This is a genomic window from Paracoccus sp. MBLB3053 (assembly GCF_031822435.1).
Taxonomy (GTDB): Bacteria; Pseudomonadota; Alphaproteobacteria; order Rhodobacterales; family Rhodobacteraceae; genus Paracoccus; species Paracoccus aurantius.
Window position 1 is genome coordinate 120,703 of the sequence record NZ_JAVQLW010000002.1, and the last position, 15,359, is coordinate 136,061.

The window sequence follows — 15,359 nt, forward strand, 5'->3', positions numbered from 1 at the left end:
GTCATTGGCTGTCCTGTTCGGCTGGGGGGACGGGGGTGGGGCGCAGGGCTTCGATTGCCTGCGCCAGATCCTCGGCCAGCGCCGAGACCTCTGCGGGGTCGGTGCCAAGATGCAGTTCCAAACGCAATGCGGCGACATGCGCCTGCAAGCGCCGCGCCAGCCGGGCGCTGTCCGCATCGGGCGGCAATTCGCCCATTGCCTTCGCCCGCTCGAACCCCTGGGCGAAGGCCGCCCGGAACTGCCCGAGATAATCCTTCGCGCGCGCCGATATCTCGGGCGCAGTCGTCTTCGTGTCGATAAGCGTCTTGGTCACCATGCAGATCTGGCGCGCATCATCATCCTGCCCCAGCCGGGCAAAGCCCCGCAGGTGGTCGGCCAGGCCGACCAACGGGGATGATGCCTTGTCCATATGGCTTTGAAAGCGCGCGAGCGAGCTTTCGAAATATCGCTCGAGTGTCAGCAGGCACAGGTTTTCCTTGCTGACGAAGGCGCCGTAGATGCTGCCCGGTTTCATGTCGAGGGCCGATTCCAGGTCCTTCAGCGATGTCGCGTGATAGCCCTTGCTCCAGAACAGCCGCATGGCCGCAGCAAGGGCCGCTTCACGCTCATATCGGGTTGGCCTGCTCATTGCGCCAGTCGTTTCCCCCAATCCTGCCGCATAGGAGGTTAGGCATTATTGAGCGATTGCTCAAGTACATTGTTGAGCGAACACTCACTATCTTGCTCATTGCCCGGAACCGGCATGTTCCGAGCTTCGGCCCTTGCCTTGCTGACCCTTTGTCCGCGTCGATGGTCAGTTCGCGATCGTCACCAGGTGATTGTCCCAGGACAGCGCATGCCTGCGCCGCAGCCGCAGCCCATCGGGCTCGGCCGCCCATATCGCGCCTCCGCCATCGGTCATGGTAAAGGCGCTGTCGCTTGCCGCGGCCACACCGCAGAGATCCGCGCGCTCCAGCGTGGCGCAATGTCGGCCCTCGGCCGTGAACAGCATTGCAACCCCGCCGCGCGGGGAGGTCATCGCGATCATGTCCTGGTTCGCCGCGATCGAGCCTGCATAGCCCTTCATCCTGAACGCCTCGGATTCGGCAACGGGGTGGCTGGTCAGCGCTGCCTCGTCGCGGGCCAGCCCCAGAAGCGGCACAGGCTCGGCCGGGTCGCCTTGCCACTGCATGGCAAAGGCGATGGTGCCGGGCAGAAGCGCGAGATGGCGGATCGAGTTCTGATGCAATGCAGCGGGCAATTCCCTGCGGGACAAAAGTGCGCCCTCGGCATCCAGCACGGCAAGGTTCGGGCGCATGTCGTCGATGTTCAGCGGCGTGCGGTCCTGAGGATCGGTTCTGATTCCGCCATTCGCGACCACGATATGGCCGTTCGGCAAAAGACGCAGCTCATGCGGGCCGACGCCGTGGCTGTCCCATTCGCCAGCGCGGGCATAGGCCGCCCGGACATCCCAGAGCCCGACGCGACCGGCCGACCCCTCGGCCACAACTTCGGATGTGTAAAGCCAGCGACCATCCCGCGAATAGGCGCCATGGCCGTTGAACTGGCGTCCCTCGGGCGGGGTGAGCCGGTGGATGATCGCGCCGCTTCGGCAATCCAGGACGATGCCGAAAGTGCCGGGACGACGGGCGAAGGCGACGGCCTCGGCGCGATAGGGATGGGCGGCGGCGGCATGGCCTCGCGCCGGCAGCGGGATCGAGAAGGTGATCTCTCCCGAGGCGCCGATCCCGTGCAGGGCATGATCTCCGCCGGGCGACATGGCGGCTGCGACCCATTCGGGCGCGCCTGCCGCGGCCCAACCTCTGACGGGAAGAACTGTCGCGGCGGCGAGGCCCTTCAGCAAGGTGCGGCGGTTCGTCATCAATCGCCGTCCTTTGCATTGAAGCCGACCGAAATGCCCAGTGCCCCGCCGATCTCGGTTTCGACGGCTTCCTGCGTCGTATCGACGGCCTGCTGCAGTATTTCAACCTTGAGCCGGCCAGAAGGCGCTGCGACCCCGGCAAGGACCGGATCATCGAGCCCCTCTGCCAGCTTCAGCGCGCGCGCGAAGGCCGCCTGCGTTTCGGGCGTATCGGGAAGCATCGCCACCGCCAGATCCTGTATCCCCTGCAGCGACAGGGTGACATTGCGCAGGCTGCGCCCTGCCGCAATCGCCTCGGCACGTTCGGGTCGGGGTTTGTCGAAGGTTCCAAGCGGTCGGCCAAGCCGGCTATCCGCCAGATGCTCAAGCCCGGTGACAAGCTGGGTGTAAAGCGCCTGCCGCGCCTCGTCCATTGTCAGGAAGCTGCTGTTGCCCGGGCTGCCGGGCTTTTCAAGAAGCGGTCCATAGCCATCCCATTCGGCGCGAATATCCGCGGCGATACGGGCCAGATCGGTCGCCGTCGCGCGGCGCAGGCGGCAGAGCACCGGTTCCTCGCCGTCGATCTCCGACGGGTAGATCAGCCGCTCGAGACCGGAAAGCCCCCGCAGCGCGACCGAAAGATCGGCGAATGCCACAGGATCATCGATGGCAGGCGCATCCGCATCGATCAGCGCCTGCTGGGCGCGTCGCCCCGAGGATTTCGCATCGGGCCAGAAGCTGATTGCCAGCGCGCGGCCATCCGTTTCGACCGGCCCGAGGCGAAGAAAATCGATCCGCGCCCAGGCATCCCATGCCCGCTGGAATGGCTCGCGCAGATGCGCCGCACTGCAATCCTGCTGCGCGGCGGCCGCCAATGAGCCGGTGGTCCCGGCAAGATCATCATAGGCCGGCAGGATGACGTCCCTGACCGCCTCGGCCACATCGGCATGGGCCGGGGCGGTGCCGATCAGGACCGACAGCGCCAAACCACGGATCAAAGCGATTCCAGCCATGCAAGCAGTGCCTTTCTGTCTTCGGTCGACAAGCCCACGACGGCGTCGCGTGCAGCTTGCGCCTCGCCGCCATGCCACAGGATCGCCTCGATGAGCGAACGCGCCCTGCCGTCATGAAGGTAGTTCTCGACGCCCGTCACCTGCCGGTTCAGGGTAATACCCCAAAGTGGCGCGGTGCGCCATTCCCGTCCCGTGGCGCGGGATTCGGGGCGATTGTCTGCGAGCCCGTCCCCCATGTCATGCAGCAGCATGTCGGTATAGGGCCAGATCAGTTGAAAGCTCTGCTCGACCTGGCCGTTCAACCGATGGGTCACGAATTTCGGGTTGTGGCAGGACGTGCAGCCGATGGAATAGGCGATCTCCTTGCCGCGAAGCACCGCCGGATCGTCAAGGTTGCGCCGCTCCGGCACGGCCAGATTGCGCGCGTAGAAGGTGACCAAGTCCAGCGCCTGTCCGTCGACCTCGAGCCCGTCGCGAATGCCTGGTTCCTGTCCGGCTGTCGCGTTGAGACAATCTGCCTGCACCGGGGTGCATTCGCCCGAAGGGCCGGGGAAAAGCGGGGTGGACAGCCCCATGTCGTCGGCGAAGGCCTTGGCCGATTGCTCGCGGATCGTGGGCTTGCCGGCCTTGAGCCCGAAACGGCCCAGAAGCGGGCGGCCGAATTCGTCCGACCAGACGATATTGGGGCGACCCGAAATGCCGTCACCGTCGCTGTCGCCCGGATCGGCCAGCGCCAGGATGTCGGCGGCCGGGACCGATTCCAGCAGGCCAAGCCCGATCATCTGCGGCGTCACGCGGGGCGACATCATCAGCCCGTCTTGTGGCGCGCCATAGCGATATCCCTCGATGCGGAATAGCGGCTTCCGCAATTCCACGACACTTCCATCGGCCAGGGTCACGGGAAAGGCTGACCATTCGATCTCGATGCTGCCTTCGGCCAGGTAGCCTTCCAACGCGAGGTCCTGCAGCTGTCCGCCATAGACCGGCTCTGGCATGGTCGGGATGTAATCCGGGATCAGCAGCTGGCCCCCGCCTCCGGGAATGGAAAGTCGAAGAAGAGCTGAAACGCGGCTGTCATCCGGATTTTCGGGCAGATGGCCGCGCCCGTCCTTGATGTGGCAATTCTGGCAGGATCGCGCGTTGTAAAGCGGCCCCAGACCGTCGCTGCCCTTCGTCGAAGAGGGCGCGCCGACCCACAGCTTGCGGAAGATGCCATTGCCGACCTTGAACTTCAGTTCGGATTCGAAGGGCATGTTCGCTGAGAATTGGGAAAAGGCATCGGCCGTGTCGAGGTAGCGCGTCGTCGCGGCTCCACCGGTTTTCTGCTCGAACCGCTCAGGCGCGTTGAAATCTGTCGTCGGCGCTGTCACGGCCCCGATCCTTGCCGCTTCCTCGACGGTGCGGGGGATGATGTCCAGATGTGGCTCATCCTGCCAACTGGACATGTCGGTCGGTTCGGCTTGGGCGGCACAGGCCAGAATAGCCAAGGCGGTGCCGCCCAAAAGGCGCATCAAGCGCGCGAAGGGTATCATGTCAGGCAGACGTCACTGGAAGACGGCGTTCGGGTCGTCGAGGCTGTCCGACCCCTCGAAGGCAATCGCGTTCAGTTTCAACGCGGCAACTGCGCGTTCGATCCCCTTCGTCTGGGCCACCAACGCATCGACGGCTGCCATGATGGTGGCTTCGCCTTCGCTATTGCCCGGAGCCAGCATCTGATCATAGGCCATCCCGCCCTCGGCCTTGTCGCGCAGCGCGGTCAGGGCGGCCATGCTGGCATCCAACTCCCTGCGGAGTTCAGTGTCCACGGTGGCATCGGCCGCCGCGACAAGCTGCGAGAGCGAAGGACCGGTCAGCTTGCTGCCATCGGCGCGCGTATAGTGGCCCAGATAGACGTTCTGGATTCCAAGCCCGTCATAGTAGTGGCTCAGGTGGGTCTGGTCCGAGAAGCAATCATGTTCTTCCTCGGGGTCGTTCAGCATCAGGCCAAGCTTCATCCGCTCGCCCGCCTGCTCGCCATAGGACAGGCTTCCCATACCGGTCAGCATCGCGTTGAGCCCGGCTTGCGGATCGGCTGTCACGGCGTCGCGCGCCGCGCCGCCATCTTCCCAATTCGCGACCATTTCCTGCAGATCGGCGATCAGCAGATCCGTCGCGGCGACCAGATATTCCGCGCGCCGGTCGCAGTTGCCGCCGGTGCAGCCTGCGTCCTGCTGGAAATCGGTATGCGGGCGCGCGCCGGCGCCTGCCTCGGTGCCGTTCAGATCCTGACCCCAGAGCAGGAATTCGATGGCATGATAGCCAGAGGCGACATTCGCTTCGATCCCGCCCGCCTCGTGCAACTCGCCCGAGATCAGTTCTGGGGTGATGGTGGCTGCATCCAGCGTCTTTCCCGAAAGTTCCAGCCGGGGATTGGCGATGACGTTGAGCTGGGCAAGTTCGTTATCCTCGGCCGAGGGCGTGCCCTCGGCGACGTAATCGATCAGCCCTTCGTCAAGCGGCCAGGCATTCACCCTGCCTTCCCAATCGTCGACGATCGGGTTGCCGAAGCGAAAGGCCTCGGTCTGCTGATAGGGCGCGCGGGCGGCGGTCCATGCGGCTTTCGCTGCGCTCAGGGTTTGTTCCGACGGCGCGGCCAGCAGCGCATCGACCGCCGCCTTCAGCGCTTCGGCGGTCGTCAGGCTGTCGCCATAGGCCGCCAGCGCGATATCCGCATAATGGGAAACGACAGCTTCCGGCGTGGCGTCTGCGGTCTGAGCATTGGTCGCCGTAGCGCAAAGAAGCGATGCCGCAAGCGGCAATACGAACTGTTTCATCGACGTTTTCCCGTCCCTGTCATCCGGCGTTGTCGGCAGAATGAGCTTGCGAGGCTCAAATTGTCAAACCGTTTCTGTCGGGAAATCCGCGTCAAACTTCCACGTGACAGGACAGGTTCGACCCAGTTGGCATGTTGTATCCCAGGATCCCCCTTCGGCGCGGGCGGTCGCCGCGCCGAAGGGGGATCTAGGGCCGGGGCGTGGCGAAAAGCGCAATCAGCCCGTCTGCGATGGCCCCTCCGCCAGATCAGGACATCATGCCAGCCAGCATGTTCGCGCCAGGCCACGTCATAATCTCGGAGCCGCAAGGTGTCGCGCAGGCTCTGCGAGGTTTCCAGAATGCCGCCCGTACCTCCACGCGCCGCTTCGAACACGCCGGTAGAAAGGAAGAACCGGATCGGCAGCTTCTCGACTTACGCGAATTCGGCGGCGACATAGGGCATCCCGTCGGTCTTGGTGCCGGGTGGCGCCCCCCAGAACGATCCCGACAACGAGATGGCATCTGGGTCCGCGCCCTTTCCCGTCGAAGATCAGCACCATCACCAGATCGGGATCGGCGGGATCGAGATCGCGCGGATGGGCCAGCGTTATCTCGCGGCTGTTCCCAAGCCTCGCGCTTTCGAAGGTGAAGGTTCCTGTCACCGGGTTCGCCACGGGCAAGGATGGCGGTTCAATGGGTCACTCTCTGCGGTCGCAAGGATCGCGACCCGCCGGGCACGGGCGTTGAACGGCAGCTCGGGCACATCGGGCGCCAGGCGGCGATAAGACTGGCGCAGACAGTCGGGAACAAGGAAGCTCTTGAACCAGACATCGCTGTTGCCCAGGCGTTCGAGCCGTTCGTGGTGGTTCGAAGGTCCGCCCAGCAGGCGCACGTTTCGCCTGGCGCCGCGCCACAGGAAGGTGACGATGGCCTGACCGTCGTCCAATGGCTCGACCAGCGGCGTGCCCGCTCGTTCCATCTCGGCCCGGAATGCATCCGTGCCGTCACCCCTGGCAAGCGTGCTTGCAAGCGCCCCGAGCCGCGGGGTCAGATAGTCGGGCCCTGTCGCTACCTGCCTGTCGGGCGGGACAATCTGGTCGATCCTCACGGCCACGAAATCGGCCTGCGTCGCGGCCGAAAGTGCGATCCTTAGGCGAGGCCCTTCGGTGACGTCGTGAACCCTAGATCGAGGCCGGAGTTTCCTCGATCGGCGTGCTGGTCTTGGTTCCTGCAGTGCTGCTGCTTGCGACGTAGCCCTGCGCCGCTTCCGCCGAAAGCGTAACCTCGTCCAGTTCCACCGTCGAGACGTCCTGAGACAGGTCAGTCGTCGGCAGGCCAGGGCTGAGCGCAGTTGTCATCAAAAGGCGTCCGCCGAGGCTGCGCCCCATTCTGCTTCCAGCCATCATCATGTCCATTTTGGCGCGGACGGGCTGGATGATGTCCTGGCGCCGCTGTTCGGGTGCAGCGCCTCTAGCGCTCTTCGGTCGATCTTTGAAGACAGCCCGCGGGGGCAGGCCAGGAATATCCGATCAGCGTTGCAGTTCAGCTAGATGAGCTCCGCTGTGAAGGCATGGCGATCGCCGTTACCCGCTTGGCGCGGCATATCGGCAGCCGGATCAATGGTGCCGCATGCCTTGCCCCGGCCCATGTCCTCGGCGCAGGACCTTCGACTGGCGCAAGGGTGTCGGGCCGCGCCTTGTTGCTTGACTGGCTTGCGACCTGACCTCGCCCCATCCCGAAGGCGCAAATTCGGCGCGCTTATCTTCCCCCGGCCTCGTCATCGACCAGGACCATGAGGTTGCCGTGGGTGCATCTTTCGACCCGGGCCGAGACATCCCAGACATTGGCCAGCAGATCCGGGCGCAGGACTTCGTTGGGCGGGCCCGAGGTCGCAAGCCGGCCATGGGACAGGACCATGAGCTGGTCGGCCCAGCGGGAGGCCTGCGCCAGATCGTGCAGCACGGCGATCACCATCCTGCCCTCGTGCGCGAGATCGCGCGCGATCGACAGGACGCGGTGACTGCGAGCCATGTCGAGCGCCGAAGTCGGCTCGTCCAGAAGGATCAGCGGCGTGTTGCGCACGATGACCTGCGCCAGCGCCACCAGTTGCATCTGGCCACCCGACAGATGCGACAGGGCCCGCAGCGCCAGATCCATGATGCCGACGCGGTCAAGGGCTGCAAGGCCACGTTCCTCGGCGCTCTGGCCACCGACGACTCGCCCGGCAAGGCCGCCCCCGGCATGCAGCGCCACGACCAGGCTTTCGAGGACGCTCAGATCGCTGCGGGTCGCGCTGTGCTGCGGCATGAAGCCAATCAGTTCCGCCCTCTCGGCGGGCGAGGTTCTGTGCAGATCACGACCGATCAGCGACACTTCGCCGCGATAAGGCAAAAGCTGGGCGATGGCGCGCAGGAGGGTGGATTTGCCCGCGGCATTGGGGCCGGCCAGAACGGTTAACTCGCCTGCGCGGATGGGCGGAAGGTCCAGCGCATCGATCACTGGCAACCCGTCGCGGGTGACACAGAGCTTTCGCACGTTGAGGGCGCTCATCTCCGGCCTCCACGGGTGAGGATCAACAGGAAGAAGATCGGCAACCCGACAAGCGAGGTCACGATCCCCAAGGGCAACAGGATACCCGGCACCAGCATCTTGGCCGCGACCGAGGCAATCGAGGTCAGTAAGGCCCCGGCGAAAAGGCTCGCGGGCAGCAGCAGACGATGGTCTTCGCCCACGACCAGGCGCGCCATGTGCGGCCCGGCCAGCCCGACGAAGCCGATGACGCCGACAAGCGAGACGGCCGCGCCGGCCAGCAGGCTCACCCGGATCAGGGCAAAGCGGCGCAGACGTACGACATTCAGCCCGAAGGCCTCGGCGCGATCCGTACCCAGCCGCAGTGCCGTCATCTGCCAGGCCGCCCGGAGCGAAAAGGGCAGGCAGGCGGCCAGCGCGATGGCCAGCATCGCGATCCCGTCCCAGCGTGCCGAGGCAAGGCTGCCCATGGTCCAGAACACCAGCTGCTGCAACGCATCCGGGGAGGCCACGAATTGCACGAGCGCGAGCAGCGCCATCGCGGTGAAGTTGATGGCGATGCCCAGCAGGATGACGGTTTCCGTCCCCCCTCCGCGCAGGCTGGAAATCAGGTGCAATAGCGCCAATGCCCCCAGCGAGAACAGGAAGGCATTGGCCGAGACGGCCCAGTGAACGGGCACTCCGGGGATCGAGAACCCCAGCACCAGAGCGATCCCGGCGCCAAGCGCGGCCGAGGCGGAAACGCCAAGCGTGAATGGCTCGGCCAGGGGGTTTTCAAGGACGGTCTGCATTTCCGTGCCGGCCAGCGAAAGCAGCGCGCCGACCAGCACGGCCAGGACCGCGACGGGCAGGCGGACCTGCCAAACGATGATGCTGTTCGTGGCAGATGTCTCGGGCCCGACCAGAAGGGCTTCGCGGATCTGCCCCAGAGAAAGCCCGGCAGGGCCCGAGCAGAGGTCAAGCAGCATCGCCCCGAACGCGGCGAAGGCCAGGGCGATCACCAGCCAGGCGCGATTGCGTCTTTTCCGGTGATGATGGGCAAGGATCTGTTCTGCTGTCATGGCTGGTCGAGCCACCAGGTTCCCGGGATGCCGACCGGCGAAAAGCGCCGCTCCATTTCGGCCATCGTGGCCTCGGGGTCGAGATCGGCGAACAGCTCGGGATGGAGGCTCTTGGCCAGATATTCAACCAGCACGACATGCAAGGGCGTGTCGTTGAAGAGATGCCAGATGGCATGGGCGCGGCCCTCGCGCACGGCACGAAGCTGGGCAATGCCGGGCGCGGCCAGCAGGTTCTTGAAACTGTCCTGCGCGAGTTCGGGCGCGATGCCGGCCCCAAGGACCAGACCGCCGCGCGCGGCCATGTGTTCGCCTCCGGTCGCGACAAGCACATCGGGATCGGCGACAAGCAGGTTTTCAAGCCCCACATTGCCCATCACACCGGGTACCAGGTCGCGGCCGATATTCTGCCCCCCCGCGGCCGAGATGAATTCGTCGTACACACCTGCTCCCACGGTCAGGCAGCATTTTTCGGGCGTGGCATGAGCCTCGACGAAGACGCGCGGCGCGGCGGGCGCTGCCTTGGCAAGCCGTTCGCGCACGGCATTCAGATGGCTCGCGTAGAACTGCGCCAGCTCCGCGGCTTTCGCCTCGGCCCCGGTGAGCGTACCGAGCAGCTTGAGGCTGGGCGGCGTGTTCTCGATTGGATGGCTGAAGAAATCGATGAAGGCGACCGGGATGCCCGCCGTACGGATCTGGCGGATCTGCTGCTGCGTCTGCGGGTCGGCATGATCCATCAGCGACAGCAGCAGCAGGTCGGGCTGCAGCGCCAGAACCTGCTCGACCGAGATCTGTCGGTTGCCCGCGCCGACCGTGGCGATCTGTGCGATCCGGGGAAAGCGCGCGGCATAGGCGGCGCCTGTCGCCGGGTCGATGCCCTTATCGGTGCGCCAGCCCGCGACAAGGGCCACCGGATCGTCATGCAGCATGCCGAGCACGGTCAGATGCCGCCCTTCGCCCAGAACGATGCGTCGGGCGGGAGCGGGCAGAGTGATCTTCTGCCCGGTCACATCGATCGCGCTGAGCTCTGCCCGTGCGGCCAGCGCCGTGCCGAGCACCAGCAGGGCGCAAAGGACGACTCGCTGGATCGTTGTGATCCAATGCGGGGCGCATTTCCGGTTCATATGGTTTCCTTGCATGAAGATCGCATCACCCGCGGCCCGGGCTTAATGGCTTTACCTGACTGGATTTGTCAATTATCGATGCCGCATTTCTCTTTGCCGGAAAGCTGCCATGACAACGCTTCCTCCGCGCGCGGGAAGGCGGGCCGAGCTTGCGATCCTTGCCCATCCGCCGCGCAGCCACAGGATCGAGATCCGCGACATCGAAGCTGATGCCGCACCCGAGGCGGGCGGGCCCGAAACCTACCGGCTCTTCATCGCGCGCCCCGTGCAGACCAGGGCGGCGGGGCATCCGGTGCTTTACATGCTGGACGGCAACGCGGCCTTCGACTTTCTGTCCGCGCCGCTGCTCGAGGCCCATCCCTGGCTGATGGTGGTGGGGGTTGGATATGCGACCGGGCAGCAATTCGCGCGGGCCTCGCGGATCCGCGATTACAGCCCGCCCGAAGCGCCGGGCGGGGCGTTGCAGCCCGATCCGCATCATCCCGACCGGCTGGCCGGCGGGGCCGGTCAATTCCTTGCGCGGCTGATCGGACCCTTGCGTCTTGCGGCCGAAAGCGGTGTCAGGATCGACCCGCGGCGCCGGACGCTTTGGGGGCATTCCTTCGGGGGGTTGTTCAGCCTGTTTGCCGCAGCGACAGCGCCCGAAAGCTTTGCGCGCTATGCCATGGTCAGCCCATCGATCTGGTGGAACGAGGATCTGGCGCATCGGCTTGTCGCAAGGGCGGGTTTCGCTCAAGCGACGCCGATCTATTTTGCCGTGGGCGACCGGGAAAAGCGCGGCAACGATCCCGGCCCGGAACCGACCGCCCCGCCTGCGGCGACGATCGCGCTGCGAAATGCCCTGGCGCGTCGCCCCGGCGTCGATCTGCGCGCTCAGGTCTTTCCCGGCGCGATCCATATCGCGAGCCTGCCGGCCTCGTTGCCGCGGACGCTGGATCTCGCCGGACAAGACTAGGCCCCGAACCCGCGCATGCGACGGATGAGTACCGGGCCGATCAGGCGTGCGGCGGTGGCATTGACCATCTCGGCATGGCGAAACGGCAGGTCGATGCGTTCAAGCGCCTCCGCGTGCTCGAGCCATAGCGCCGGATCGAAGCGGTTGCCGTTTTGCCCAGCGGCGCAAAAATGCAGCACACTGCCGCCGAAGCGCCGATGGAGATGGGAACGCAGCAAGCGGTTCGTGCCGGCGACGAGCCGGGTCACTGCGTCCAGAACCGTCTCGGGAAGCGTGGCAAGCGACGAGTCACCCCGGCGCAGAAAATTCACCACCTTGGCGCGCGTTTCCAGTTCGGGATGCGCTTCCGGGTCATGCCCGGCAATGGCGAGAAGGGCGCGCAACGAGGCGGCATCGTCAAGTTCGGGCAGCGCGCGCCATGTCTCGGCGGGATAGGCATCCAGAAGCGCGAGCATGCCGACTTCGCGCCCCCTGTCCTGCAATTGCACCGCGATTTCATGGGCCAGCACGCCGCCGACTGACCAGCCGGCCAGGTGGATCATGCCTTCCGGCGCCAGGTCGGTGATCGCGCGAAGATAAATTGCGGCCAGTTCGCCCAGCGACGCTGGCACGGGGCCTCCATCCAGAAGCGGCGACTGGAGCGCGTAGACCGGACGATCGTCCAAGGCCGGCGCAAGGCGGCGATAGCACCAGCCCAGCCCGCCTGCCGGATGCAGCAGGAAAAGGGGAGCGCCGCCGGACGCGTGTCGCAAGGGCAGGATCATTCCCAGACCGGCATCCTCGCGTCCGGTTTCCAGCGCGGTGGCCAGCGCCGAGATCACCGGCGTCTCGAAGATCTGGCCAAGGCCGGGATCATGGCCGAATTCCCTCGAGATGCTGAGGAGAAGCGACAGCGCCGAGAGGGAATCTCCGCCCAGGGCGAAGAAATCCGCCTCGCGCATGGGGGTCTGCGGCAGCGAGAGGATCTCGGCGTAAAGCGCGGCAAGCCTTGTCTCGATCGGGCCCTTGGCGGGTGTGCCCTTGGGGGCGGCGACCTCGGGTGCGGGCAGCGCGGCGCGGTCCAGCTTGCCGTTCGCTGTAACCGGCAGGGCAGAAAGCGGCATGATATGCGCAGGGATCATATGCGCGGGCAGGTGCCGGGCCAGATGCGCTTGCAATCTGGTTGCGTCAAGCCCGGCTTTGGGCACGACATAGGCGACCAGCTGCAGACCGTCGCCAAGCGGGCGGGGCAAGACCACTGCCTCGTCCAGCATGGTGCTGGAATGCAGCGCGGCCTCGATCTCGCCCAGTTCGACCCGCATGCCGCGGATCTTCACCTGTTGGTCGCGGCGGCCGAGATAGGTCACCGCGCCATCGGCGCGCCGCATGGCGAGGTCGCCGGTCGCGTAGATCCGTTCGCCAGGACGGAACGGGTCGGAAAGGAAGCTCTTGGCGGTCAGGTCAGGCTGGCCCAGATAGCCACGCGCAAGCTGCACCCCGCCAAGGAAAAGCTCTCCCGCGACGCCTTCGGGGACCGGGCGCCCCAGCGGGTCAAGGATGTAGAGCCGCGTGTTCCAGACCGGATGGCCGATCGGCAGGGGTCGGCTTGTGTCCTGCGGCCCGGCCTCCCAGTAGCTGACATCGACGGCGGCCTCGGTCGGTCCATAGAGATTGTGCAACTCGGCGCGGATATGGCTGTGGAACTTTTCGCGATGCTCGGCGGTCAGCGCCTCGCCCGAACAGAAGACGCGGTCGAGCGCCACCCCTTGCGAGGCGGGCGATGCGAGAAAGGCCGAGAGCATCGAGGGCACGAAATGTATCGCGGTGATGTTCTCGCGCCGGATCAGCTCGGCGATCGCCGACGGATCGCGATGCGCGCCGGGCGGGGCCAGAACCAGTGTCCCGCCGCAAAGGAAGGGCAGGAACAGTTCCCAGACCGAGACGTCGAAGGTGATGGGCGTCTTCTGCAGGATGCGGTCCGAGCGGGTGAAGCCGTAATGGTCGCGCATCCACAGAAGCCGGTTCACGATCGACCGGTGCTCGATCATCACGCCCTTGGGTTCGCCGGTCGAACCCGAGGTGAAAAGCACATAGGCCAGATCATCTGGCGCCGGTCGGGGCAGTGGTACTTCGGAGCCTTGCTGACCACTAGTCTTGGCCCTTTCATGCGGCCAATCTTGCGGGGCGAAGGGGATGGCCGCGCCGTCGCAGTCAAGCCCCGTTTCGGCCAGCAGGATCGCCGCGTCGGTCCGGGCGATCAGGCGGGCAAGCCGCGCGGGCGGGTTTTCTGGGTCAAGCGGCACATAGGCTGACCCAGCGCGCAGCACGGCCAGCAGTGCCACGGCCAGATGCTCGCATCGGGGCAGGGCGATCGCGACGAGCCTGTCCGGACCCGCGCCAAGCGCGACCAGTACTTCGGTAAGCGCCGCGGATCGGCGGTCAAGCTCGGCGTAGCTGAGCGAAACTTCCCCGAAACGCACCGCCTCGGCATCCGGTCTTGCTTTCATCTGCGCCTCGATCAGCGCGGTCAGGCTGGTTGGTTCAAGCGCACGATCAGTGGCGTTCACATCCCTGGTCAGCTGGGCATGTTCGGCGGGGGTGACGGTCTGGACATCGGCCAGCCGCCCGGCTCCGAAAGCCCCGGCGAGGTATCCTGCCAGGCGCTCGGCATGGCTTGCCGTCTCGGTTGCGGCATAAAGCAGGGGGTTCGCGTCGATTTCCAGCGCAAGGCTTGCCTCGGCATCGCCACGGAAGGTCACGGAAAGGTCGTCAACAGCGCCCGCGCCAAGGATATGCAGGCGAACATCCAGCCCTGCAAAGCGCGGCGGTATATCGAAGGGCTGGAGGTTGACGATGGGGCCGTAGAGACGATCCTCGGGCGCCGTGCGATGAAGATCGCGGCGCAGTTGCTCGGACCGGTAGCGCCCGTGCCTGCGGATGCGCGCCAGCCTGGCCGCGCCATCCTGCAGGGTCTCGGCAAGGGGGCGCTGCTCATCGGCGCTCCAGCGCAAGGGCAGCACATTCATCCACATGCAGGGCACGCGCGCCGCCTTGCTGCCAAAGCGCAGGGCGTGAGGGATGCCGACCACCCGATCACCCTCGCCCGAGACCCGCGAGAGGTAGTCTGTCGCAAGCAGCGTCAGCAGATCGGGCCATGCGCGGCCCAGATCCGATGCCGCGCGCCGCAAATTCGCGCAGAAATCGGGATCGAGCTCGATCCGCCTGCGGTGAAAGCCATGGGCCGAGAGCGCGCGCCCTTGCGCGGGCGAGGCGGCGCGTTCCAGCCCTGCCAGTTCGGTCTGCCAGAAAGCCGCATCGCGCGAGCGATGGGGCGAGACGCGATAGGCGGCATCCTCGGCCAGCGCATCGGCGACGGGGGCAAAGGGTTCGGGCAGGGGCGCGTCTATGGTCAGGGCAGAATAGATCTCGGCCATGCGGTTGGTCAGTAGGACGATGCCATAGCCGTCGATCACCAGATGATGCAGGCGCTGATACCAGAAATGCCGCTGCGGCCCGAGCCGGAAAAGACAGAACCGGGCAAGCTGGTCGCAGGACAGATCCAGGGCCCGCGCGCTGTCCGACGCCATCCGGGCAAGGGCCTCGGCCTCGGGGTCGGCGAAGCCCGAGAGATCCGCGCATTCCAGCACGGGCGGCCGCGCATCGAGCCATTGCACGGGCCGTCCATCGACGAAGCCAAAGCGCGCCCTGAGCGCTTCGCATTGCGCCATCGTCGCGGCATGGGCGGTCCTGAAGCGTTCGACATCCAGCGCGCCGATCAGTTCGACGTACTGCCCGGTATTCAGGATCGGATTGGTCGGGTCGATCGACTGGGCGAACCACATTCCCTCCTGCGCTTCGGTCAGGGGCAGGGCAGGGCGCGATGGCAAATCAACCGAGGAAATATCAAGCGTCATGAGCAGTCGTTCGGGACAGTGGTGCGGGCAGGTCGTGGTTGCGCTAGAATTGTTTACTTATTCAGTCAAGAAGTTGGTCTGGTCAAGCCAAGGGGCAACTCATTGATTTTTCTGAGATCGCTTGGCTTCTCGCGACAAGTTGCGACAAATAAGC

At 65.6% G+C, this 15,359-nt stretch carries 13 protein-coding genes; 2 read left to right on the forward strand and 11 right to left on the reverse strand.

The features are described from left to right. Nucleotide 1: 1 nt before the first annotated feature. The 7 genes from RGQ15_RS14770 to RGQ15_RS14800 form a co-directional block, all read right to left on the reverse strand. Nucleotides 2-628 carry a TetR/AcrR family transcriptional regulator gene (locus RGQ15_RS14770; RefSeq protein ID WP_311161251.1) on the reverse strand — a complete coding sequence of 209 codons (627 nt, stop codon included), beginning with the start codon at nt 626-628 and terminating at the stop codon, nt 2-4. Between the two features lie 165 nt (nt 629-793). Beyond that, nucleotides 794-1,861 (reverse strand): DUF1513 domain-containing protein, encoded by a 1,068-nt coding sequence (locus RGQ15_RS14775; RefSeq protein WP_311161253.1) that lies wholly within the window; start codon nt 1,859-1,861, stop codon nt 794-796. Then, on the reverse strand, nt 1,861-2,853 hold the full coding sequence (locus RGQ15_RS14780; RefSeq protein ID WP_311161254.1) for an imelysin family protein: 993 nt from the start codon (nt 2,851-2,853) through the stop codon (nt 1,861-1,863). Before RGQ15_RS14780 ends, RGQ15_RS14775 begins: the two co-directional genes overlap by 1 nt. After that, entirely contained in the window at nt 2,835-4,364 is a 1,530-nt protein-coding gene (locus RGQ15_RS14785) for a di-heme oxidoreductase family protein (RefSeq protein WP_409201344.1), read from the reverse strand. Before RGQ15_RS14785 ends, RGQ15_RS14780 begins: the two co-directional genes overlap by 19 nt. 33 nt (nt 4,365-4,397) lie before the next feature. Beyond that, a complete protein-coding gene (locus tag RGQ15_RS14790; protein ID WP_311161255.1) occupies nt 4,398-5,666 on the reverse strand; it encodes an imelysin family protein in 1,269 nt (422 codons plus the stop codon). Between the two features lie 638 nt (nt 5,667-6,304). After that, entirely contained in the window at nt 6,305-6,760 is a 456-nt protein-coding gene (locus RGQ15_RS14795) for an enterochelin esterase domain-containing protein (protein ID WP_311161257.1), read from the reverse strand. A gap of 67 nt (nt 6,761-6,827) precedes the next feature. Further along, nucleotides 6,828-7,049 carry a hypothetical protein gene (locus RGQ15_RS14800; RefSeq protein ID WP_311161258.1) on the reverse strand — a complete coding sequence of 74 codons (222 nt, stop codon included), beginning with the start codon at nt 7,047-7,049 and terminating at the stop codon, nt 6,828-6,830. Nucleotides 7,050-7,216: 167 nt separating this feature from the next. On the opposite strand from RGQ15_RS14800, the gene RGQ15_RS14805 reads away from it, so the two are divergent. Next, nucleotides 7,217-7,369 carry a hypothetical protein gene (locus RGQ15_RS14805; RefSeq protein ID WP_311161259.1) on the forward strand — a complete coding sequence of 51 codons (153 nt, stop codon included), beginning with the start codon at nt 7,217-7,219 and terminating at the stop codon, nt 7,367-7,369. A gap of 35 nt (nt 7,370-7,404) precedes the next feature. Here the strand turns inward: RGQ15_RS14805 and RGQ15_RS14810 are convergent, their stop codons facing one another. Genes RGQ15_RS14810 through RGQ15_RS14820 form a run of 3 tightly spaced genes read right to left on the reverse strand, consistent with a single transcriptional unit; the run spans nt 7,405 to nt 10,357 of the window. Continuing rightward, the gene (locus RGQ15_RS14810) at nt 7,405-8,196 is read right to left on the reverse strand and encodes an ABC transporter ATP-binding protein (RefSeq protein ID WP_311161260.1); all 792 of its coding nucleotides are present in this window, start codon (nt 8,194-8,196) and stop codon (nt 7,405-7,407) included. Beyond that, the gene (locus RGQ15_RS14815; RefSeq protein WP_311161261.1) at nt 8,193-9,236 is read right to left on the reverse strand and encodes a FecCD family ABC transporter permease; all 1,044 of its coding nucleotides are present in this window, start codon (nt 9,234-9,236) and stop codon (nt 8,193-8,195) included. Before RGQ15_RS14815 ends, RGQ15_RS14810 begins: the two co-directional genes overlap by 4 nt. Further along, the gene (locus RGQ15_RS14820) at nt 9,233-10,357 is read right to left on the reverse strand and encodes an ABC transporter substrate-binding protein (RefSeq protein ID WP_311161262.1); all 1,125 of its coding nucleotides are present in this window, start codon (nt 10,355-10,357) and stop codon (nt 9,233-9,235) included. The genes RGQ15_RS14815 and RGQ15_RS14820 overlap by 4 nt, the downstream gene beginning before the upstream one ends. A gap of 109 nt (nt 10,358-10,466) precedes the next feature. On the opposite strand from RGQ15_RS14820, the gene RGQ15_RS14825 reads away from it, so the two are divergent. Continuing rightward, on the forward strand, nt 10,467-11,312 hold the full coding sequence (locus RGQ15_RS14825) for an alpha/beta hydrolase (protein ID WP_311161264.1): 846 nt from the start codon (nt 10,467-10,469) through the stop codon (nt 11,310-11,312). On the opposite strand, the gene RGQ15_RS14830 is transcribed toward RGQ15_RS14825, so the two are convergent. Then, the gene (locus RGQ15_RS14830; RefSeq protein ID WP_311161265.1) at nt 11,309-15,205 is read right to left on the reverse strand and encodes an amino acid adenylation domain-containing protein; all 3,897 of its coding nucleotides are present in this window, start codon (nt 15,203-15,205) and stop codon (nt 11,309-11,311) included. The genes RGQ15_RS14825 and RGQ15_RS14830 overlap by 4 nt on opposite strands. Nucleotides 15,206-15,359: the final 154 nt, after the last annotated feature.

What these genes read in the sequence shown, in the direction of transcription:
- RGQ15_RS14785 (WP_409201344.1), bottom strand. Translation starts at nt 4,364, where the DNA reads ATGCGCCTTTTGGGCGGCACCGCCTTGGCTATTCTGGCCTGTGCCGCC.
- RGQ15_RS14805 (WP_311161259.1), top strand. Translation starts at nt 7,217, where the DNA reads ATGGCGATCGCCGTTACCCGCTTGGCGCGGCATATCGGCAGCCGGATC.
- RGQ15_RS14820 (WP_311161262.1), bottom strand. Translation starts at nt 10,357, where the DNA reads ATGAACCGGAAATGCGCCCCGCATTGGATCACAACGATCCAGCGAGTC.
- RGQ15_RS14770 (WP_311161251.1), bottom strand. Translation starts at nt 628, where the DNA reads ATGAGCAGGCCAACCCGATATGAGCGTGAAGCGGCCCTTGCTGCGGCC.
- RGQ15_RS14830 (WP_311161265.1), bottom strand. Translation starts at nt 15,205, where the DNA reads ATGACGCTTGATATTTCCTCGGTTGATTTGCCATCGCGCCCTGCCCTG.
- RGQ15_RS14775 (WP_311161253.1), bottom strand. Translation starts at nt 1,861, where the DNA reads ATGACGAACCGCCGCACCTTGCTGAAGGGCCTCGCCGCCGCGACAGTT.
- RGQ15_RS14825 (WP_311161264.1), top strand. Translation starts at nt 10,467, where the DNA reads ATGACAACGCTTCCTCCGCGCGCGGGAAGGCGGGCCGAGCTTGCGATC.
- RGQ15_RS14800 (WP_311161258.1), bottom strand. Translation starts at nt 7,049, where the DNA reads ATGGCTGGAAGCAGAATGGGGCGCAGCCTCGGCGGACGCCTTTTGATG.
- RGQ15_RS14790 (WP_311161255.1), bottom strand. Translation starts at nt 5,666, where the DNA reads ATGAAACAGTTCGTATTGCCGCTTGCGGCATCGCTTCTTTGCGCTACG.
- RGQ15_RS14815 (WP_311161261.1), bottom strand. Translation starts at nt 9,236, where the DNA reads ATGACAGCAGAACAGATCCTTGCCCATCATCACCGGAAAAGACGCAAT.
- RGQ15_RS14810 (WP_311161260.1), bottom strand. Translation starts at nt 8,196, where the DNA reads ATGAGCGCCCTCAACGTGCGAAAGCTCTGTGTCACCCGCGACGGGTTG.
- RGQ15_RS14780 (WP_311161254.1), bottom strand. Translation starts at nt 2,853, where the DNA reads ATGGCTGGAATCGCTTTGATCCGTGGTTTGGCGCTGTCGGTCCTGATC.